Annotated in this window: 14 protein-coding genes and 2 pseudogenes; 3 read left to right on the top strand and 13 right to left on the bottom strand. The window is 36.6% G+C overall.

What is annotated here, in order from left to right:
• From MWU78_RS16640 to MWU78_RS16630, 3 genes and pseudogenes are all read left to right on the top strand, one after another.
• A pseudogene (locus tag MWU78_RS16640) lies at positions 1–156 on the top strand (IS982 family transposase); the annotation flags it as partial.
• A gap of 37 nt (positions 157–193) precedes the next feature.
• Positions 194–394, top strand: a pseudogene (locus MWU78_RS16635) (IS3 family transposase); the annotation flags it as partial.
• A gap of 56 nt (positions 395–450) precedes the next feature.
• Positions 451–699: a hypothetical protein gene (locus MWU78_RS16630; RefSeq protein ID WP_246999792.1), complete on the top strand. Its 249-nt coding sequence runs from the start codon at positions 451–453 to the stop codon at positions 697–699.
• Positions 700–1,311: 612 nt separating this feature from the next.
• Here the strand turns inward: MWU78_RS16630 and MWU78_RS16625 are convergent.
• From MWU78_RS16625 to MWU78_RS16565, 13 genes are all read right to left on the bottom strand, one after another.
• Positions 1,312–1,884 (bottom strand): gluconate 2-dehydrogenase subunit 3 family protein, encoded by a 573-nt coding sequence (locus MWU78_RS16625; RefSeq protein WP_246999790.1) that lies wholly within the window; start codon positions 1,882–1,884, stop codon positions 1,312–1,314.
• 3 nt (positions 1,885–1,887) lie between these two features.
• Positions 1,888–3,588: a GMC family oxidoreductase gene (locus tag MWU78_RS16620; protein WP_246999787.1), complete on the bottom strand. Its 1,701-nt coding sequence runs from the start codon at positions 3,586–3,588 to the stop codon at positions 1,888–1,890.
• Positions 3,589–3,667: 79 nt separating this feature from the next.
• Complete coding sequence (locus MWU78_RS16615; RefSeq protein WP_246999785.1) at positions 3,668–3,943, bottom strand: family 16 glycoside hydrolase; 276 nt, start codon at positions 3,941–3,943, stop codon at positions 3,668–3,670.
• 161 nt (positions 3,944–4,104) lie between these two features.
• Positions 4,105–5,283: an exo-alpha-sialidase gene (locus tag MWU78_RS16610; RefSeq protein WP_246999784.1), complete on the bottom strand. Its 1,179-nt coding sequence runs from the start codon at positions 5,281–5,283 to the stop codon at positions 4,105–4,107.
• Positions 5,284–5,360: 77 nt separating this feature from the next.
• The gene (locus MWU78_RS16605) at positions 5,361–7,529 is read right to left on the bottom strand and encodes a hypothetical protein (protein WP_246999782.1); all 2,169 of its coding nucleotides are present in this window, start codon (positions 7,527–7,529) and stop codon (positions 5,361–5,363) included.
• 64 nt (positions 7,530–7,593) lie between these two features.
• Positions 7,594–9,462 (bottom strand): right-handed parallel beta-helix repeat-containing protein, encoded by a 1,869-nt coding sequence (locus tag MWU78_RS16600; RefSeq protein ID WP_246999780.1) that lies wholly within the window; start codon positions 9,460–9,462, stop codon positions 7,594–7,596.
• 154 nt (positions 9,463–9,616) lie between these two features.
• Complete coding sequence (locus MWU78_RS16595; protein ID WP_246999778.1) at positions 9,617–10,816, bottom strand: sialidase family protein; 1,200 nt, start codon at positions 10,814–10,816, stop codon at positions 9,617–9,619.
• Between the two features lie 230 nt (positions 10,817–11,046).
• Complete coding sequence (locus MWU78_RS16590; RefSeq protein ID WP_246999775.1) at positions 11,047–12,432, bottom strand: RagB/SusD family nutrient uptake outer membrane protein; 1,386 nt, start codon at positions 12,430–12,432, stop codon at positions 11,047–11,049.
• 13 nt (positions 12,433–12,445) lie between these two features.
• Entirely contained in the window at positions 12,446–15,910 is a 3,465-nt protein-coding gene (locus MWU78_RS16585; RefSeq protein ID WP_246999773.1) for a TonB-dependent receptor, read from the bottom strand.
• 164 nt (positions 15,911–16,074) lie between these two features.
• Complete coding sequence (locus tag MWU78_RS16580) at positions 16,075–17,202, bottom strand: FecR domain-containing protein (RefSeq protein WP_246999771.1); 1,128 nt, start codon at positions 17,200–17,202, stop codon at positions 16,075–16,077.
• 185 nt (positions 17,203–17,387) lie between these two features.
• Complete coding sequence (locus MWU78_RS16575) at positions 17,388–17,930, bottom strand: RNA polymerase sigma-70 factor (protein ID WP_281503861.1); 543 nt, start codon at positions 17,928–17,930, stop codon at positions 17,388–17,390.
• A gap of 1,101 nt (positions 17,931–19,031) precedes the next feature.
• Complete coding sequence (locus tag MWU78_RS16570) at positions 19,032–20,108, bottom strand: PepSY-associated TM helix domain-containing protein (protein WP_246999766.1); 1,077 nt, start codon at positions 20,106–20,108, stop codon at positions 19,032–19,034.
• A gap of 60 nt (positions 20,109–20,168) precedes the next feature.
• Positions 20,169–22,553: a TonB-dependent receptor gene (locus MWU78_RS16565; RefSeq protein ID WP_246999764.1), complete on the bottom strand. Its 2,385-nt coding sequence runs from the start codon at positions 22,551–22,553 to the stop codon at positions 20,169–20,171.
• Between the last annotated feature and the right edge of the window lie 181 nt (positions 22,554–22,734).

The raw sequence follows: 22,734 nt of genomic DNA, 5'->3' as shown, positions 1-22,734 counted from the left end.
ATAAACGACCAGCTCAAGAATATCTGCCAGGCAGAACATTCGCGCCACCGAAGCTTTGGAAACTTCATTACCAACTTGGTGGCCAGCCTTATCGCCTACTCCTTTCAAGAAAAAAACCGGGAATCAAATTTGAAACAGAAAACACCTCACAATTGACATTATTTTATTAAAAGCTTAGATCGAACTCAGGTTTAAAAGCTATATTGGATTGGGAAAACAAAGCATGTGCAGAAAAGGTAATTGTTGGGATACCGCAGTAGCCGAATCTTTCTTTAAAAGCCTAAAAGAGGAATGGGTGTACAACCAAAGATATCGACTTAGATCAGAAGCGGAATTATCAGTCTTCCAATAGATAGAAACCTGGTATAACCGAAAAAGAATATACTCTTATTAGGGATATAAAACAATAGAGGAAATTGAAACAGAATTGTATAATCATAACGTAGCTGCATGACTCTTATCTCATTGTCCACTTTTTTATTGCAAGTCCAAATGGATGCCACAAAAGAATTGATAATCGATATTGCCGTTGAGCTGCTCTATCAAACGTTTGTCAGAGCAGACAGCATAATGTTTATGGAACATCAATGCCAATTTGCCCTGAGGGCCGAAAATCGAAACGGGCCCTTTTTTATGATCGACCATACCAAAGGTGTCCACCAAGCTATCCCTTGGTATGGCAGAATTTATCTTACCTAGGTCACCCTGTAAAAAACGATCCAGAAAAAGATCGAACTCTGTGTTTGCGATGTGAAAGAAAATCTATGCTGGAAATTGTCAAATCTGCGTATATTGGTAATACATATTTAGATAATATCCCGTTTTTAGAGCTGAAGACTCATATTCGGGGGTTTGTTCTATCCAAAATACAAATTATACACCTTAAAATCAAGTAGTTACACTGATACTGATAGCGCCTAAATATACCTATTACCTACTTTTTCTGCAATACGTGAATGCCTTTTCTTAAGTCGAACTCACGTTAATAGAAAGCATCATAAGAGAATATTCCTATTTTCAAAAAACGAATGACACAATATTTGGTGGCTTAGAATATATTCAATCTCAAAATAAGGAATTAAAAAACGCCTATGATAAAGCCAAAGAAGCCGGTATTAATAATTTGTTCTATTTATCAAGTAATGGTTTAATTGGTTACGATCACGAAGGAACAGTTGACGGAACTCATCTGAATGATTTAGGAATGAAAAGAATTGCAGACAAAGTAGGAGATAATATAAAATTAATACTTGAATTTAATGAAACCAAAGTTAATGGGATACTATCTAATTAAAAAGTAAATTCATCCAACTACATCGCCGAAACTTTCTGCCCTTGTTTAATGTCTATACAGGATTCATAACTTCCGGGTAGGGGCAAATATTCCCTTGCTTGGGTCATACCAATTTCAGAAGAAAAATAGCCGTTAATTGTCAACTCTTTTAATAAATCAAAATAATGAGGCAAAGGCCTTACTTTACTTGCTTGAGCTAAGTTGTAAGCTATAGCTTCATCTTGTAACGTTCTTAAAAGTTCCAAACGCTGTTCTTTCGAAAATTCAACAAAAGATTTATTATCGATTTTTGCACAAATTTGGTCCAAACTATTCAGACCATTTATAAAAATTTCTTTAATCTCAGGCTCAAAACAATCATCTACCATACTCACCATATACTCTCCTATTTTTGCTGCTTTAGCCCCTTCGCTATCTGTTGTAGTCGGTATTATGGTTTCACCAATACTATCTAAAAGCACTATATCGGCAGGCGTTAGCTGTATTCTAATTTTAGGTGTAAAATTACATGATTGTAAAATGGCTAAAGGACTAATTAATGTAGTTCCACCGATAACACTTATTCCCCTTAGAAACTCTTTTCTTTGCATTATTTAAATATTTCGTTTATTTAATTCTTTAACTACAAAATCTACAGCTCTGGCAGTTAGCGCCATATAAGTTAAAGATGGATTTTGGCAGGCACTAGATGTCATACAAGAACCATCTGTAACAAATACGTTTTCTGCACCCCATACCTGATTGTTTTTATTAAGCACTGAAGTCTTACTATCTTTTCCCATTCTGGCTGTACCCATTTCGTGAATGTTAAGTCCAAAATTTCGTTCTTCTTTTTGATTTACGATATTTTTGAAATTAGCGCTATCCATCATTTCCATTGCCGTTTGCACCATATCCTTTTCCATGGCTCTTTCATTTGCCTTATACTCCGCATCGATATTCAAAATCGGTACACCCCATTCATCTACTTTATCCTTACTCAAGTTCACCTTATTTTCGTGATATGGAAGACACTCCCCCATACCATGCATAGCCATCTTCCAAGATCCTAACGAGGTTAAATCCTCTTTTAGAGGAAGCCCAATTTCTAATTTACTTGTTTCTGAACCACCTGAACGGAAGCCAGCGCAACCGTAAGCATAGCCCCGCTTAAAGTTCTTTTGAACGTCAGTGCCAAAATTACGAAACCTTGGTATGTAGGTAGACGTTGGCCTTCTCCCCTTGTAGTACTTATCTTTGAAACCATCATATTCACCAAGTACCTTAGCATTGTAATTGTGATCCATAAGATTGTGGCCTAATTCCCCACTATCGTTCCCAAGTCCTTCAGGGAAACGTGAAGATTTTGAATTCATCAGTAGTAAAGTAGAATTTAAAGTTGATCCATTTACAAAGATTATTTTGGCATAATATTCAATGACTTCTTTAGAATTCGTATCTACAACTCTAACACCAGTAGCCCTTCCCTTTTCATCGTCATAAATAATTGAATGTGCTACCGAGAATGGTCGCAAGATCATATTCCCCGTACTAAGGGCGGCTGGTAATGTAGCCGAATTGCTACTAAAATAGCCTCCGAACGGACATCCTCTTTTGCAAAGACTACGATATTGGCATGGCCCTCTTCCCAGGTGCTTAACAGAAAGGTTGGCGGTTCTGGCAATAATTAAATGTCGATCATTGTAATTCTTATACAATGCCTCTTTAGCATATTTTTCTAGACAATTCATTTCCATGGGAGGCAAAAATTCACCATCTGGTAATTGGGTTAGCCCATCTCTATTACCACTAATACCTACGAACTTTTCTACATAGCTGTACCAAGAGGCTAATTCTTTATATCTAATGGGCCAATCTATTCCTATGCCTTCTTTAGCATTTGCCTCAAAATCAAGGTCACTCCAACGTTGTGTATGCCTTGCCCACATTAGTGATTTTCCACCTACTTGGTACCCTCGTATCCAATCAAAAGGCTTTTCTTGCTGGTATGGATGTTCTTTATCCTTTACAAAAAAATGTTCGGTTGCTTCGGAAAAGGCGTAACAACGACTAACTATAGGATTTTCTTTCTTTGTCTTAAAAGGAATATTACCACGATGTGGAAACTCCCAAGAAGGGGTATTAGCTGTTGGATAATCCTTTATATGCTCCACATTTCTTCCACGTTCCAAAACTAAAGTCTTTAGACCTTTCTCACATAATTCTTTTGCCGCCCAACCACCGCTAATTCCGGAACCGATTACAATTGCATCATAGGTGCGGTCTTGCCTAGAACTGATATTGAAGTTTTTCATTTTAAAGGTTATCCATTTTGAGGTTTACTTGTCTTACAATCTATGTTTTGAAACATGTTTGAATTGGTTTTAAAAGACTTTAAATTCTAATTAACTTTCTGATTTTTATATTTCGAAACCAGGCATCATCATTGTGTTTTTGCATGACAATATGATCTTTTCTTTTTTTAATAAATTCCGGATAGCCTTTATACTTGCTAATCCGATATAGCGAATCCAAATGAACAGATTTATAGTCAAACTCAACTTCCTTGACACCATTCAACCTGTGTTCGACATGATTACCTCCTACCATTATTGTTCTATTATTAAATTCACCTACAGGCTTCAAAATCACATCTCTAGCAGTAATCATATAATGACCCACTGAAATGCAAAGCCTTTAACCCTTTATACCATTCATCCTTAACATCCATTAATTGGTATTCAAAATCTAATGCTACATAAAGAGAATCATACTTTAGAGACATTCTTATTTCAATCACCTGCCTTTAATTCAAAAAAAACTCTCCATGTTTAAAATACGGTTAACGGTAATTGTAATAATTTTAAATCGTATGTACCTTCGACATTTCCGGTAATAGAGTAAGTAATAAAAACTCGATTATCCTCTATAAAAATATTGGGTTCGTTTATCATATCTCCCCCTACTTGCTCTATATCATCAACAGTAAAAACCTTTTTCCAATCTAGACCATTGCTAGAAAAAGAGACATCAATTTGAGCTCTATTATATGAAATAGGAGTATCTGTTTCACGTAATCTAGTATACGTTGCAATCCAACCTCTTATAAGTTTTATATATTTGATAGAAGACATTGCGTTTTTAGCCTCTAATCTCATTTTATACTCTTTATCTTTAGAGTAACCCTTGCCATCCCATACAATATCACAAGCGCCAACTTTACCGATTAAATTTCTAGAATACACTGTTAACCTGTCTTTGTTTTTATAAATACCAGGTTCCATCGCACCTCCCAGACCTTTGTCATCCAAAAATCCTTCAATAATAATACCGCTATCTTCCCAACTATCTCCATCATCACCACTTACAAGAACTTGCGTATGGTACTTACTACCGACACTCCAACCTGGCCCCTCTATTAAAACCTGATAGGGCATCAATAATTTTTCACGAACTTTGTCATAAAAGAGTCTATCCGAACCTGTGGGAAAATAGCCCCCTGAAACTAATACATGTTCTTTTACTACAGTAGAAGTAAGGTCTGGTGAGAATTCTATTTGCCTAATGGAAGTTGTATTTGGTTCAATGGATTCTTTCACCGAAAAGATAAGTAACACATTTCCATTCTCCTTTTTATATAAAGACGGAATATAAGTTCCAAGTGAAATGGTAGCTATAAGTTCTTCTTTAGTGCTCCAAGTATCACCATCATCAGCCGATGTTTGAAAATATATAGCGCTTTTGTCATGATCCTTAGACGTACTACCAAAATGTGAATATGCGACTAATAACCTGCCATCGTTTAAACGAATCATAGTTGATTGGTCATTCCTTGAATTACCTATGGATGCATCGGCTATTGAGACTCTCTTTATGGTTTGTTGATTCTTTATATTAATATGTTGATTATCATTAGATTTTATACCCATGAAAATTCCAATGCTTAATAAGCCTAATAGCAATACGCCAATTAACCAGTTCGGTAATTGACTAAAGAGTTTATTTTTCATTTTATATTATGTATTACTAATTAGGTTTTACAATTTTGAATAGAAAACAGAAACCAATAAAAACTCAGTGCTCGCAACTATTTTATTTTAATATATAACTCATGTGACTTTGACGGATCAAATTCTATTACCTCCGATTTATTCTCTGTGGTCCAACTGCCTAAATGCACCACAATTTTATCGCAGGAAGAATCGGAAAGTTTATCAATCTTTAATATGGCTGAATCTCCCGATTGATTTACTTTGAGGCTAAAGGTCAATTTTCCGAACGGTGTGGAAATTTGATCTAGGGCAGTTACCATATCGGCTTTGACCCATTCTTTAGGTAGGCCTTCGAAAAGATGTAGCTCGTTACCTCGATCTATTGCCAATAGGTGAACGGCTAGCCTAATAAATTCGGCACTTGCCCAATTATGTGGCATATCGCCCACAAAGTGTCTAGGTAGGTCGCGTGGATTATGTTCCTCGCGCCAAGTTAATAACGGTGATGCATGATTGGCAAAAGAATATAGAGATTGCACTGCCCTTTCTGCATCACCCATCCATAGACTGGCATGACCGTAAAAACTGGCAAAATAATTCCAAATGCCATCAACAATCCATCCTGTTCCCATAACCATACCTTCTTGCAGGGTCGTATTTAACATGTCCATATTTCCCTTAGCCAAAAGGTCATCCTGATCAAATAACTGTCCGGGATAGACAGCTTGGCAAAAAGCCCATTGGGCTCTTTGAGGCAATGAATGGTATTTAGGATCCATAGTTACAGGTAGGTATTTGTTTCCATAGGTATCTACCGCCATATCACGTTCCGCTGCCTTTAGAAATGTGGTATAAAAATCGTCATACTCCTTTTGCCATGCCTTGACATCTGCTTTTTCTCCAATCCAATCTGCGGCTCCAATTATAGCCTTCAAGCCCATAAGGTTCCAATACGTGTTGGTATACTCACCTTTATCGTCGGCTCCTAATAATCCTCCGTCTATTTGTCCTGGAGGTATTAAACCGTCATCCAGATCAAGGTCATTTTCATAAGACATTTGCCGCATTTCTTTTATAAAATCGACGGTCTTGCTCAACTTGGGCCAGATGGATTTCAACCATTCCTTGTCCTGAGTAAGCATGGCATGCCTAACACATGCCCAAAGCACTATCCCGTTCTCTTTCCAATAATTAGGTTCCATTTTACCAAACTTTCCATTCGGTTCCTGGAAAGACAACATGTAAGCAAGACCGTCTCTAGCATCAGCACCTTTGTCCACCATCGTAGCCGCTTCAAGAATGAAGGCCCCGTCAACTATCCAAAGCCCACGGTATACGGTTGGCCCTACTTGAAAGCTATATTTTCCTTCGAATATTTCCCGAGCCTGCCAAATATTTCGCAAAGACGATGTAATGAGATCTTGAATCTGCTGATCTGGTATGGTAATATGGCCGAAAGGAACAGATGATTCGTTCTCCCAATACGAAATACTTTGAGTTCGAGCATTCAGTAGTTCTACAATAGTACTTTCAGGGTTATCGACCAATTTTTTGGTTAAGGTAGATTTTATACCATTGTCATAAATAGCAGCGATAACCTTTGTTTCACCAGGCGCTAAAACAACTGGCTCAAGTAATATCAAAGTTTTATCGTCCCCTAGATTTTGACGCACGTTTGTTACATCTGAACTAAAGATGAGACGCTTCTTTATTTTTAGGCTATCAGTAATAGTCGCAATTTTACCTTCAACCGAAACCGAATGTTTTGAATTGATAATAGCCAATGGCTCAAAAGATTTTGTTTGGGATGAATTGTTGGTAATATGCGAAAGAATAATATCTTCTCGAGGTGCTGTTTTTCGAGCTTCCCAATTGTCCTTTTTTCCATATTCATTTAAGTTTTTCGAACTGTAGGCAAAAAACTCTTGCTTAATTTCAAGTTGGTCAAAATTACCATGGTTTTCAACTATCGGCACTTTTGCTGAAAACAATTTTTGACTTTCAAACTTCATTTGTTCATCAGGCAAAATCTGTATAACCGTGCTGAACCCCGTTTTACTTGAAACGCGAAAAAACCCTCCTTTTCCGTAATCGTACAGTAATTGCCCCAATGGACCAACAAGAGTTTTATGTGTGTCATCAGGAAAACAAATACTCGTTGCATACCAATCGGGGGCATATTTATAATCTACTTTCAAGGAGTTTTGACCTATGAGAAGTATAGGAATGAAAAGTGCTAGAAAAGCGCTGAAAAAGTCTTTCATGAATTAATTTATTATTTCTAATACTGTTAGTTTATTTCACCAATCTCATCTTAAATATCAAGTGCTATCTCTTTAGTTTATTTATGGAATTTGTATTTGATGAATCTGATACTTTTGGTGGCACTACGTTCTTAATAAAAGTATAAGCTGGTTGTAAACCAGCTTTATCAATAACCGCTTGATCTTTACTATCATTATTTAAATATGAATTATTTTTTGCCCCAATTCGAGTTTGCTCATATATATCATTATCATTCATCTCAAGAACATTGCTTTCTACTGTGATTAACTCACTGTAATTATCTTGATAAATTGCAGATAGATTATATGTACTCGCCCAAGGACCCTTTTGAATTTTATAAACCCAATTCTCATAAATACGTGTTCTTGGCTGTCGGGAAAGTGTATAAATACCCGCGCCATCATCATGTTGCTGGCCGATATGATGTATCTCGTTATTTCGAATTATATTATTTGCCATTCCTACATCAACATTACCGCCAGATTGCTGCCCTATCTGCATTCCTGAATAACCAAAATCAGAAATTTCATTGTGTTCGATGATAATATCTTTCACAAATCCCGCAAGTATGCCCTGCCCATTAGAGTAGTCACGACCAACTCTGGTTATAAAGTTATTGGCCACTACCACTTCTGTTAATTGATTATGTATTATAGGGTTTTTACCTGTTGTAATATCTAATACGATACCGTTACTCGAAATATCATAAAGAACATTCCCAATGATTTCGATGTTATTTGTTCCTTGGTAAAATTCTATACCTACACCGCCCAGTTTGCTAAACACATTACCTTCAAATCGAAGGTTGTTTGCATATTTTACACCAAAACCTGGAGAAGGGACTACCTCTCCCTCATCATTTCGAAGGTCTACACTAATCTGATTTCCCTGCGTCATTGAAGTGCCCTTTTTACTTGGCTGCATCCAGTTAGTATATTCAAATTCGATATTCTTTATCTGGATATGATGAGCAGGATTATTAGGTGTACCATAAATACTCATTAAAGATTCAACATTGCTAGGCACCACAATAGTATCAGAGGTCATATTCTCGTTTACCCCTGGCTTATAATATACTGTTGCGTTATCTGTATTTAGGTACCATTCTCCTTCACTATCTAAAAACTCAAGGGCATTTTCAAAATAGTAATAGGTATCGCCATTCTTATTGTAAAACTCATCCTTTTTTAAAAGAGCACTATTTCTTTCTGGCTCACTAGGTATTATAGTAGCGATACCTTCGCTTTTAGAAAATGAATCAATACGTAATCTAAGGTGATACCAATGTGGTATCATTACTAGTTCAACTTGATTTAACCTATCCCAATTTTCAATTTCAGAAGCGGGTATCTGAATTGTTTTATTTGCGGTACTTACAGATAAATTTCCTTCGAAATATGGACCATAATGAATGTTTTCGGTTGTACTTGGAGTTCTGGATCTAGTAGCTCTGTTTCCATTAACATAAAGCTGTCGAAATACTTTGTTTCCAACGGATGCTTTATAAATATTCTTTTCTGAATCATGTAGTGTCCACCCTGAAACTTGTTGACCGCCGCTGATAACAGGTCGATTTAATTTATCGCTGGCTTCATATATAATGTAGAAGCCATTAGTGCCAGAATCTTCGGTATTCAACTTAAACATTGTGTTCCTTACATATGTGCCCGGAAGTAATTTTATGATAATATTTCCGCTCATATTTTTATTAACAGTTCGGACTTTGTTTCGAACTCCTTCTAGGGAACATGGATTAGCTAATGTACAAGCGGAACCGTTACCATTAGGAGACCCATAATAAGTTGCCATTATTGTTTTTGAGGTCAAATTTTTAGGAATTGTATTGGCTTCCAAATGTGTGCCTGAAATAATAAAGGCAGCATATAGTATCAAACAGATTAAATTTTTCATAATATTCTATTTCTATAATTTTTATATATTGAATTTTAATTTATTCACAACTAGATTAATTCCACTATAAAAAAATGGAGAATCATAGCGTTTCTTATTATTGATAGAAACACCCAGTTTATTATTCATAAAAAAAACTTGTATTTTCCGCCTTTTAAAAAACCGTTAAAGGCAGTTTTAATAGCTTTAGGCTAGAAGTATTATTATGTTCATTATCTGCAGATTCATCATTAAAGGAATATGTGATAAATACTTGGTCGTCTTCAATATAAATGTTCACATTATTTACAGTTGAGCCTCCTACTTGCTCTACATCATCTACTGTAAAGATTTTATTCCAATCCACACCATTGCTTGAAAAAGATACATCTAGTTGATATCTATTATATGTCCCTGGAGTATCTGTATCAACCAATCTAGAGTGAGTTGCGACCCACCCCCTTAATAGTTCCACATATTTGATCGAAGATTGGGTATTTTTAGCTTTCAATTTCATTCTGTACTCATTGTCTTTCGTATACCCTTTACCGTTCCATACAATATCGCAGGCTCCAACCCTACCCGTAATATTTCTAGAAAATACAGTTAGTCGGTCCTTATTTTTATAGATTCCTGCTTCCACAGCACCTCCAAAGCCTCTGTCATCTTTAAACCCATTCACAATGATACCACTGTCTTGCCAAGTATCTCCAAAATCATCACTTACTAGAATTTTAGTTTGATATAAAGTACCCATACTCCATCCTGGGCCCTTTAACTTTTCGGGGTATGGCATTAATAATCTATTGTTCACCTCATCATAAAATAGCCTGTCAGAGCCAGTGGGCGAATAGCTGCCAGGAACCAAAATGCGATTTTCTTTGATTATTGAAGTTAGATCGGGTGAAAATTCCATTTGTCTGATAGTAGAGGTATATGAATCATTGGATTCTCTAACGAAAAAAACCACCAAAACATTTCCGTTTTCTTTTTTGTACAAAGAAGGAAGATGTGTGCCTAGATTAAGATTAGAGATAAGTTCTTTTTTGTGGCTCCATGTATCACCATCATCTTCCGATGTTTTAAAATATATCGAGCTCGTATCATGATCCATCGAACCACCACCAAAATGCCCATAAGCAACCAACAATCGCCCATCGTCCAATCGAATAATAGACGCTTGGTCATTTCTTTTATTTTCGGGAGTTGCATCGGCGATTGCCACTCTCTTGATTTTGAGAATTTTTTCATGTTTAAAAACATCATTTTGATTATCATAGATGTTTTTTCCAACAAATATTCCAAAACCCAATAAGGCTAAGACTAAAATAGCTATTGTCCCATTCGATACTAGACTTAATATATTTTTATTCATTATATTATTTATAAGTAATTGCGAGTTTGAAGCACACAAGCGTACTTAATTTTATCTCAAGTAAAACCATTAAGGTTATACTATGATACAGTCATCAGCCACTAAACTGTGTGTGTTTGTGTGTAGATATTCAATGGCATTAGGTTCAACACCAAGAAATGAAACCAAGGAGAATCCCTGTAAAACTTATCGTTTTACAGGTCTCCTCAGATTCAACTAACTAAAAAAACTTAATATCCAGGGTTTTGCAATAATACATCTGACCCTACCTTATCTATTTCTGCTTGAGGTATTGGCACATAATTATACGTATCATCAAAGTTATATTCAGATCCTATTGCGTTTACTTTCTCAACAAGTAGATTATGCCTTTTAAGGTCAGAATAACGATGACCTTCAAAGGCCAGTTCTGATCTGCGTTCCGCTAACAATACTTCAACAAAGGCATTCAGTGAAGGAACGTCTGTCAAAGTCAAGTCTGTGAGTCCCGCTCTATTTCTAGTATCATTTATTAAATCTAATGACCGCTGTTGTGGAGCGTTCGCAGCCATTGAAATAGCTTCGGCATATAATAATTGTACATCAGCGAATCTGATGACTACAATATCACCAATATATCGCAAATCGGTTAAATCTAATCCAAAGTCATACTTCCTGTTTTCCTCACGCAATTGATTTGGAGAAAAACCTAGGGTTTCATCCCTTCTCAAATCTCCTGCTTCAAAAGATTCGTAATAGCCTGGTTTATAATTAAAATTACCCTGAGTAATTGTATTATCCTCAATAAACAAATACTGCGCTGCCCAATTATTATTGGGTTGAGCAGGACTTAAAACGACAGAAAGCATATACTCATTTGATGTCTTTTCTGCTTCTAAAGTCCACATATCTGTCCAGTTTGTTTCCAACGATGCCCCGCTATTACTCCATACATCTTCCAAAGCTATTTCAGCCTCTGACCATTTTTGACGCTGCATATAAGCTTTTGCCAAATAAGTTTCTGCATCATATTTATCTGCTCTTCCAATATCTGTCGATGTCGGTAATAGTGATACTGCTTGTGACAAATCAGACTCAACAAGATCCCAAATTTCAGATTCAGTAGACCTCCCTAACTTATATGATTCCTCAACAGAAAGGTTTGTTGTTACCATAGGTACCCCTCCGAACCAAAGGTTCATAGTGTAGTAAGCGTAACCCCGCAAAAAATAGGCTTCACCCTTTATCCTGTTTCGTACATCTTCATCCATCTCAACCTCGTCTATACCCGCTAATATTGTGTTAGCAGGGGATACTATTGACGAAAACAAATTCCACCATCGAATCGTTGTATTTAGTTCGAATTGGTTTGACGAAATTTCATTATAGTAATAAGCAAAATTTGTAAGATTATCAGCTCTGTATTCTTCCAAATTCATCGACTCTATTACATTACTCGAGAATCCAGCATAAACACCTGCAATTGCAGTTTCGTAATCAGACTGATTTGTGTAAAATTGATCAACTGTTCCACTAGTTTGAGGAGGAAGTTCCAAAAATTCTTCACTACAAGCATTTAACAACAAAATAAGTGTCAAAAAATATGTAGCCCTGTACATTATATATATATATTTCATGATTTTTCTAATTTTAAAAAGTAATATTTAAACCGAGCATAAAGGTTTTTGGTAATGGTATACTTCCATAATCATAGCCCCAACTCCTACTAGCAGAACCTTCAGATTGGCTAGTACCCCTGCTTGCGGACCCTGGTCCAAACACACCTTCAGGATTCGAACCAATATAATCTGTATTCAAAAACAAATTATCGGCAGATACATAAAACCTCAGTCTAGACATATTGATTTTTTCCAAAACGCTTTTCGGAAAATTATACCCAAGTGTTACATTTTTCACTCTCCACCATGAAGCGTCATACAACCATCTATCTTGTTGTGGGGTTGCTCCATTGGTTCCGGTAGTTGAAGTGATTTTAGGAGTAGAACCATCACCAGGATCACTTTCTGACCTCCAACGGTCAGCCCAAAAACCAAACATATTAAAACGTGATATTGGTGCAGTGCTGAAACCCCTGCTTTGTATATTGTATATTTTATGCCCCCCTGCTCCGTTTAGAAATACACTAAGGTCAAAATCTTTGTATTTAAAAGTGTTTGTAATCCCAAAATTATATTTAGGCATAGGTTGTCCAAGTACCGTACGGTCATCTGCATCTACATCGCCATCGCCATCTTGATCCACAAAACGCACATCGCCTACTCCTTCATCTCTAAAAATAGGCCCTTCGTCTACTTCTGCTTGATTTTGAAAAACACCATCAGTTTCCCACAAGTAAAAACTGCCGATGGCCTCTCCGACAGCTGTTTGACTTACCCTAGAATACCATTCACCATCAAGGATGGGAGCATCATTGGGTCCCATTTTTAATACTTCATTCTTATTGTAGGAATAGTTGAATTGCGTATTCCACTGAAAATTATCGGAGTTTATATTATTTGAGATTAATTCTATTTCTATCCCTTTGTTACTCACTTCTCCAATATTCTGAATGGTTGAAGAAAAACCGGAAACTATCGGAAGGGGTACCGAGAGTAATAAATCTTCAGTAAGAGCCTCGTATACATCAACAGACAAATTAATTCTATTCTTTAGAAAAGAAATATCAAGCCCTAAATTTGTAGTAGCTGTCCTTTCCCATGTAAGGTCGTTATTAGCAAAACTACCAGGTACTAAACCGCTAACAATTGATTCATCAGACCCTAGTGTAACATTGGCAGTTGACAAAGTCGCATAGTGTCTGTAATTACCAATTCTATTGTTCCCTGTCTTTCCGTAACTGGCTCTAAGTTTCAAGTTGCTTATATGATCTACATTATCCATAAAAGCCTCTTCACTTATATTCCATGCTCCTGAAACAGCAGGAAACATACCCCATTTATTGTTAGCACCGAATCTTGAACTACCATCTCTACGAATACTGGCCGACAATAAATAACGCGAATCAAAGCCATAGGTCGCCCTAGCAAACATTGAAACTAATGACCATTCGTTAATTGACTCGCCCCAACTGGGAATTTCGGTTGCGTTGTTCAAGGTCAAGGATAAATCATTAGGAAAACCACGACCAGAAATACTCGAAGATTCAGAGTTTTCCTTTTGTGAGCTATATCCTAACAATCCGGTAATAGAGTGTTTATTAAATTGCTTTGCATAATTAAGAGTAGATTCTATAGTCCAATTACTAGAATAGAAATTTGATATATTGGCAGAGGGGTTTCCGCCACCTAATATAATATCCTTTCTTTCAGAAAACTTCTCCGCATTGTATCTATAATAAGCGGCTGTTTTGAAATTTAATCCATCAGCTAGGTTAAGATTGATATGAGCATTGACCAAAGCTTGAGGTCTTATGTATTTTTGCTCTAAATTATCTAATGCATAAAGACGATTACCTGCATTTCTTAATCCGTAGTAATAATCATAATCATTTCTAAATGTGAATCCGTCATCTAAAAAGTAATAATCACCTCCATCCATAAATGATGCATTTAAAAGTGCATTGTTCACCTGTCCATCTTTTCCTTCTGTACTGGCATTCATCTGAGTTGAACTACTGGCTGCAACTTTTAGACCAACATCGATAAGGTCATTTACTTTAGTTTCTAAATTTGTTCTTATAGAGAACCTTTCAAAAGAAGTGCCAATTGTAATGCCTTCTTGATTTAAATAATCAAGGGACATGAAATATTTTGTTTTTTCGGTACCCCCTGTAAGTGAAAGGTTATGATTTTGGGTGGGAGCTGTTCTATAAATAAGATCTTGAACGTCGTAATCACCGACATTACCTGTTAACCAGTTAGGGTCAATTCTTTGGAGGTTAGGTCTGTCATCATTGGGAGTATTCGGATCACCCCCACTGTTCGCCCACTGCCATGCTCTATATTCCGCCAAAATCTCTCCTTGTTCTGGACCAGTTAGAAAATCAATTGTTTTTTCTGCTTTCTGAAAGCCAAAACTGGTATTGTACGAAATACTAGGTTTACCTGATTTACCACTTTTTGTGGTAACAATAATCACCCCATTTGAACCCCTTGAGCCATATATAGCAGCAGCAGCAGCATCTTTGAGTACTTCGATACTTTCTGCGTCGCTCATATTTACATTAGCAATAATAGAAGCATCTTCTATTGGCATTCCATCGATGACCCAAAGCGGTTGGTTTCCTTCGGTAATTGAGGCAGTGCCTCGAACCCTTACTACAGGTGCAGCACCAGGAACACCACTAGTCTGCTGCACAGTTACACCAGCTAATTTTCCTTGCAATGCCTCATCCAACCTTGATACCACCCTATTTTCTAAGGCTTCTCCACTCACCTTTGCAACAGAAGAAGTGAGGTCTCTCTTTTTAACAGTACCATAACCAACAACTACAACCTCATCTAAGCCTGCTGCACTTTCTTGTAATACTACGGAAATATTAGACTGTCCGTTAATTGGTATTTCTTTGTTAGCAAAACCGATATAGGAAACGACTAAAATGGCCTTATCGTCGGTCACTGAAATAGAAAAATTCCCATCAAAATCCGCAGTCACCCCGTTGATTGTCCCTTTTTCAACAATATTTGCACCTGACAAAGGAGCGCCATCTTTATCCGAAATAGTACCTCGAATTTCATTTTGCACAATTGGGACGTCAGTGTCTACTTTTAATGGCCTGGTAATAGTAGTCTCCTTACGGCGCACTAAATAAATTCGTCGGTCGTTTAAATTAAAAGTTGTTGTTGTATTTCCAAAGATTTGGTTTAATATTTTATCTATCTTGTAATTATTCGCTCTGATAGAAATAGTACGATCTAAATCAACATCCTCAATCTTATAAACAAATTGAAATTCAGTTGTACCCTCAATCTCATCTATAAGCTGTCCTACAGAAACATGGTTAAGTTTTAATGTAATTTTAGTGCGCTGTGAATAGCTGTCACTGGCCTTTAGGGAGAAAAAAGTGACCAATAAAAATAGTATACTCAATTTCATTTTAAGGTCAAATTTAAATACATGCTTGCGCCTTCTAGTTGTATTAAGAAGTTTTTTCATACTTTTGAAGTGTTTTAGGTGGTTATTTTTTTTACATTAATCACTTTTACCAAATCGGGAAGTGTTCGAGCATTTTCCGATTTTTTGTTTTTCAGTCAAAGTGATACTTGATTTTTAGTAGTTTCTATTCATTGGCTAATTTCTGTTTGGTTAATTTAGGTTTGTTATTCAATAGTTATGTCTCCTGTGTTCCCTATCCTAAAATCAATTCCATAATTAACTTTAAGTTCCTGCAGAACTTCCTCTATAGATTGGTTTCCAAAGTTGGCATTGAATTTCTTAGTCGCCAATTCCTTGTTTTGATTCACGATAGAAACATTATAGTGTCTTTCCAGTTTTTTAACAATATTATTAAAGGACATATTGCGAAATATCAGTTCTCCATTCATCCAAGATGTATACAGGCTTGTAATTACCGAATCTTTTGTGATAAGGCTATTCTTCTTGTTAAAGCTACCCTTAAAGCCTGGCTCTAATAAGACAGCATTCTGTGGGTCATATTTATCATGAGCCTGGTGTAGACTAACTGCGCCTTCCACCAATACTACCTCAGAAGTCTCATCTTCGGGATAAGCCGAAACATTGAATTTTGTACCCAAAACCCTTACACTCATTTTACCAGTATTAACAATAAACGGACGTAGGGAATCCTTAGCTACCTCTAAAAAGGCCTCTCCAATAATGAAAACATTTCTTTTTTGGTCTTTTAAAAATTTAACAGGATATTTTAGCGACGACCCCGCATTTAAGTGTGCTTTGGTTCCATCAGACAAACGCAGTTCAAAAGTTTTGCCAAAAGGCACTGACAAGGTATTATACACCAATTTTTCTACCTCCTCAGAATTGGAATAAACCAGTTCATTCCCTGCTTGTTTACCTAGGACACTACCATCGCTATTTGTTAAGGTAACAGAACCATTTTCTTCAATAATTTTTATACTGCCATCTTCCGATTCTAAAGTAATGACATTGTTTGGAATTGCGTCATTAAGCAATTGGCTGCTGTTTTGAAAGTAAAAGTACCCAACCATCAGAAGACCAACCAGTATGGCCGCAACAGAAGAGACAACCCGCCAATTTAAGTGTAAACGCTTACCTCGTATGGTGTTAAGCATTATACCCTTCCACAAAACATTTTTAAACCTTTTCTTATCTGTCTCACTTTTAAAGTGCAGACTTTTGTCTTCAGAAATCAGCTCTTCTTCAAATTTTTTCAGAAGTTTTTTTTCATTTTCAGAAATTGACCCCTCAAGGTACTTGTCCAACAGCTTTCTAAAATCTTGTTCTTGCATAGTTATAATCCTATATTATGAAGAACCATAAAGTACCTTTGACTCACATCTAAAAACCTAATTTAACATATATTTAACATTTAGTTAATGGAAATAAAACTTTAAAATCTAACAATAAGGCAAATTGTAAGTAATTTTATGTACTAACTTAAAAATAAGGAATAGAGAAAAGAAATAAAGTGAAGTTAGGCTAAATGCCTTCTTATTACTTTTAGAGCAAGGGAAACTTGATTCTCCACGGACCTTCTTGAAATACCCAATTTCCCGGCAATTTCCTCATTTGGCATATCTTCCAGACGGCTTAATGTGAAAATTTCTTGGCACCTAGGAGACAATTCTTCTAATGACTTGTCTATAACCTTTTGAGTTGCCTCTAAATTATGTTGATTATCAACGTCAGGATTAGACACCGACAAAGAATCAATAATTTGAAGCTGAGAAGTAGTAAATTTATTGTCCCTTAAATATTTAAAACAACCATAACTGACAGAGCGAAAAATATAAGACTCAAAATTTGAAATCTCTAATTTTTCCCTTTGGTTCCATAATTTTATCCATATCTCCTGCACAATATCCTGTGCTACCTCCCTATCACGAAGAATTGAATTTGCCTTTAAGAACATGGCCTCCCAATATTGCTCAAATAGAGATTTGAACGCCTTTTGATTACCGTTTTTGAGGTGGCCACAAAGCAAGTTGTTATTTTGGAAATTTTTTGGCAATTCCATTAAAAATAATTCAAATATTCATTACTAATTTAGTTAAATGTATAAAAAAAGTATTAAACATTTCAAACACAAAGAAATTTATCAATCTAATTTAAGGGTGATATAATCCATATAACCAAGTGAAAGTAACAATGTAAATACGACGTTAACTTATTGAATGTAAACTCATTAATTAATACGAAATTTACATAAATAAATAATTTAAAAGCTTAGCCTAAAAAGCCCTTTGCATAATTTATTTCTTACTATTCAGTAAACTAATTTCCTACAGAATAGAGGTTTCTAAACCAAATTAATACATTCACTATTGCTGAATATTTAATAGAATTTGTATAGCCAAAAATAACAGTGTATTTTGGTTAAAATTTAATATTAATACAGTAAACGATTTCGTAAACGTTTTTATAAAATTAAGTACATATTAAGGGGTTGATTAGGATTTTTTTCAAATTCATAACCCGGAGGTCGGGGGATCGTGCCCCCCTCTCGCTACAAAACTTAAGTTTTTAAAAATCAACGGATTGGTTACTGCCAATCCGTTTTTTTATGGCTTCCATTTACTTGTAAACGAGGTATTATCAGGAACTTGCAGGAAAAAGGGTCAATAATCTCTATCCACACATCAATAGGATGCATAGATTTAACAAAGAATCTGATTCTGTATTACAGCAATGCCTTTTTGGATTAAACTTAATAAAATTATCCAGTATAATGTTCTGTTATTGGTTCTTTACCAAACGTACGCCAATTGCAAAAGTTCCCAATGAATTAGTAAACCTGAAGCAAGATGGGCTTGCAGCTTCAATTCTTCTTCTAAAGATATCCCCCTGCATCAGTGTTTACACACAAATAGGTTCTATTGTTTATTGAACCATAACTGCCACCATCCCTGTAACCAGCCATCGATAAATTCAATCCTGTGGATACTTCGAACTAATTATTTCTGTAGTTTTATTAGGTAAAATAGTTTATACAATAAGTAGTGTTTGTGCGTGTATAAATGGCTTCTCCAAACGTGTTGTAATTAAATCGAACCTTAAGATAAATCGGGATTTTGTTGCTCAAGATACTAAGTTGATGATTAAGAGAATATGGCTTAAATTAGATCAATCTTTTTTTCTTTTTTAATAAATACAACCTTAGGCCAGTTATATACAGGATTATTGGAATTAGACCTGAAATAAAAACCAGGATTCTTCCGAACAACCCTCCTATTTCCCCTATATGAACGGGATAGAATTGCGCAGCGATCCGATTACCATTGGAATCTGTTTGAAAATCCGTCAGGCTAGTAATAGTTCCTGTTGGATCAATTTTCAATTCCTTGGTTTTTCTTAGCCCTGCCATTAGGAACCTATCCTCGATATATCTAAAATGATATCCTTCCTGTTTGTTTTTGGGAAGGATGACAGCACGAAGGTCGTAGTCCTTGTCTGGAGTACGTAGGTAATCTTGATAGGGTTTGGCGCTACCAATGGTCTGCTCTTCTAGGTTTAACTTGGTTATTTCGGTATCATCGAATATACTAAGTACCGTTCTGTAGTAAGTACTATATGTAAAATAAGCGCCGGTAAAAGCTATAACCATAAGAGGGATAAAAAAGCTCACTCCCAAAACCTTATGAAGGTCATAATTCAATTTCTTTTTCTTAGCTGTCCATTTAATTTGGAATCCCTTGATAAAATTAGTGCTATAGGTTTTCCACCACAGATAGGTTCCCGAACTCAAAAGTAAGAGGAAAAATAATATTGTACTGGTTCCAGTGATATATTTTCCAATTTTCGGAATCCCCAAAGTGCGGTGAAAATTCAATAAATCCTCAAAAAATTCAATGGAAGCCGATTTTTCACCTAGAAAGTCGGCAGTAAAGGGGTGGTAATAAAGCGTCTCACCATTTTTGTATATCAGGGAAATAGTCTGTTGCTGCCGATACGGCAAGTTTATTTTGGCAATACTATCCCCGTGTTGTTCCATTAAATTGGAGGCCGTTGTGTACAGACTAGTATCGTGTAAAGGGTTATTTTGCCCGATTGTCAATAGCTCGGGATTGAGCATCGATGTTATTTCAGGTTGCCAAATATATAGCGAACCTGTTAATCCTGAGATCGACGCGATAAGGCCACACGTAAGACCAAGCCAAAGATGTAAATTCCTGATAAACCTGTTAAAAATAATCAAAGAAGTAATTGTTTAAAATAGGCCCCATGTTTGAGAATAGTCAAACACGGGGTCTATGGTTTAAAAATTGTACCTAAGTCCTAGTTTTGCGTTGGCTCCCTCTCCTACCCCTGTAAAGGTTTTTAAAGGTGCGGCCCACTGAGATCGGGCAGGTAAATAATATTCGTTCAATATATTGTTGACCCCTAAGGAAAGGGACAGGTTCGATTTTAATTGATAGGCCACAGAAAGATTCAGTAAAGTATAACCACTCACAGGGAACTGCGTATGTCTATAGGCCCAAGTATCGTTGGCATCGATAAAGGGATCGAATCGGTTTCTATCACCCAGATTGGTCATTCTAAGTGATGTGTTTAATTTTTCTGTGGGCTGCCAGTTAATATATGTAGTCCATTTTGGAGCGGCTATAACATCACCTCCCAAATAGGTCAAGTTATTTTCGTCACCGACACTATGGGTCAGCCCCTCTACGTAAGAATATGAGGTTCCTATTTGCCATTTTTTGTCCCAACTAAAATAATCCACGGATATCTCACCTCCATAAATTCGTTGTGGTTGTTCTGAGGGTACAAAAGAATTGATCTCATCCACAAATACAACGCCTGTGCCCAGATTGGAAGTACTGTAATAGCCCACTGCCTCCAGCTGAAAGTTATTGAATTTGGATATGAACCCAAATTCATAATTATTGGTGACCGCGGGTTCCAGCTGGATATCATTAATGTTCTCGGCTACGGCTGACCTTAGTATTGAGCCTAAATCAGCAATTGAAAATCCTTGGGAATAGCTTATGTAAGGGGTAAATTCTTGGTGCTCTATATACCGAACCCCTAAGTTAAAGGCCAGATTGTTGAAATTAAGTTTTCCTCCTTCCACAGCTACGGATGGACTGAAATTGCCATCGCTTTTAGCGGAATAGGGAAGGGTATTGTAATCTACGATATCCATATTCATATGGTCATATCGCAAACCTGCTTTAAGAACCCATTGGTTGTTAAGTTTTATGGTAGATTGCGCGTAGGGTGCCCAGTTGATCAATTCAATATTTGGCACCCACAATCTCCCATCCAAAAGCCCTTGATTTGTTTTGTCCTTTAAAAGGTCTACCCCATAGGTCAAGGATATATTTGTTGGGCCATATGAACCAAAACTGGTATTGAAGTTGGGTCTGATACCATATTTTTTGGCATTTATTACGGATTGTCCGCCATTTTCAAATTTGTCGGAATAGAAAAATACGTTCTCAGTGTTTTGATAATAAAGGTCCGTTTCAAAATTGGTAGTTCCCTTGAATATATTGTTGAGACTATATTTTAATTGTCCATTTACCAAGGTCGTCCCAGTAGGTTCTTCCCTGACAATGGTCCCCTTTACGCCGTAACCTGGAACAAGGGAATAATCCCCATCCTCATTAAAGACTTCTACCTCTGCCGCTACCGGAATGAAGGGGCTATCTTGAGCGGAATGGTAGATATTACCACTAAGGGTCAGTTTTTGCCTGTCTGATAGTAAATATTCCAATTTTCCAAATGTGCTGTAGATGTCAGTGTTGTCAAAACCGTAGGTCGGGAGAACAGGAACTCCATCTGCATCGTATTTATTACCTGTTTGTTCCAAACTACCGCTGATGTAGTAACTGAATCTATTCAGGTTTCCCTTAAGGGACTGATGTATGCCCCAGCCCAAGGCGTCATTTGTTTTGGCCAAATTGGTTGAGCCCCAGATATTGGTAGTCCCCTCAATTTTTTTATCGGTAGCTGGATTTTTGGTAATATAGTTGATAAAACCACCATTGCCCCCATTACCGAAGATGGACGTGGCCCCTTTAATTACCTCTACACGGCTGATGTCATTGGGATTTACGGATTTCACTCCCAATTGTCCGTTTCTTAAAGGGGTAGATTGTGGGATGCCGTCGACCATGACCAATAGTGAACGCCCTCTTAGGGTTTGTCCCCAATTGGAAAAGGTACCGGTAGAAACAGCAAGTCCCGGGACTGTAAATTCCAGAATTTCGCTGATGTTCGAGGTAGATTGTGTGAACTCCTCCAATTTGGCAAGGCCTACAACGGTAACCGAAGCAGGAATTTCAGAAAGATATTCGGAATGCCTGCTAGCGGAAACCACGACTTCATCCAAACTGTTTAAATCTTCTTTTAAAACCACGTGAAAGGTCATCGAAGTGTCCGGGCCAATGGTGATTTTTTTAGTTTGCAGTTTATAACCCAGCATTCTCAGGACAATTGTCCAAGAGCCTTCCTTGATGTCCGTAATTTCATATTCCCCATTTAGGTCGGTCATGGTGCCTTTCTTCAATTCCTCAATATATACGGTTGCGCCGGTGAGAGGTTGATTGGATTCATCGGTAATCTTTCCTTTAATGCTGGTTTGTGAATATGCGTTAAAAGATAAAAAAAGGGCTGCTGCCCAGGTCACAATTTTCATTCTATTCTTATTTAGATTAATTTAAAATAAGCGGCAAATATAGAATCCATATGAATAGCGGCAAAGTAATCCCAACTTTTATTTACAAAAAGGTTTTTCAGTAAACTTTCACGAAGATTTTCTGAAAGGAATAGAACTAGCGCAACAAATAAAAAAATATGGTTTCATTTCTTACTAACTA

The organism is Arenibacter sp. F26102 (assembly GCF_023015865.1).
Taxonomy (GTDB): domain Bacteria; phylum Bacteroidota; class Bacteroidia; order Flavobacteriales; family Flavobacteriaceae; genus Arenibacter.
Note: the sequence above shows the minus strand (reverse complement) of the source record. Positions and strands in the feature narration are given on the sequence as shown.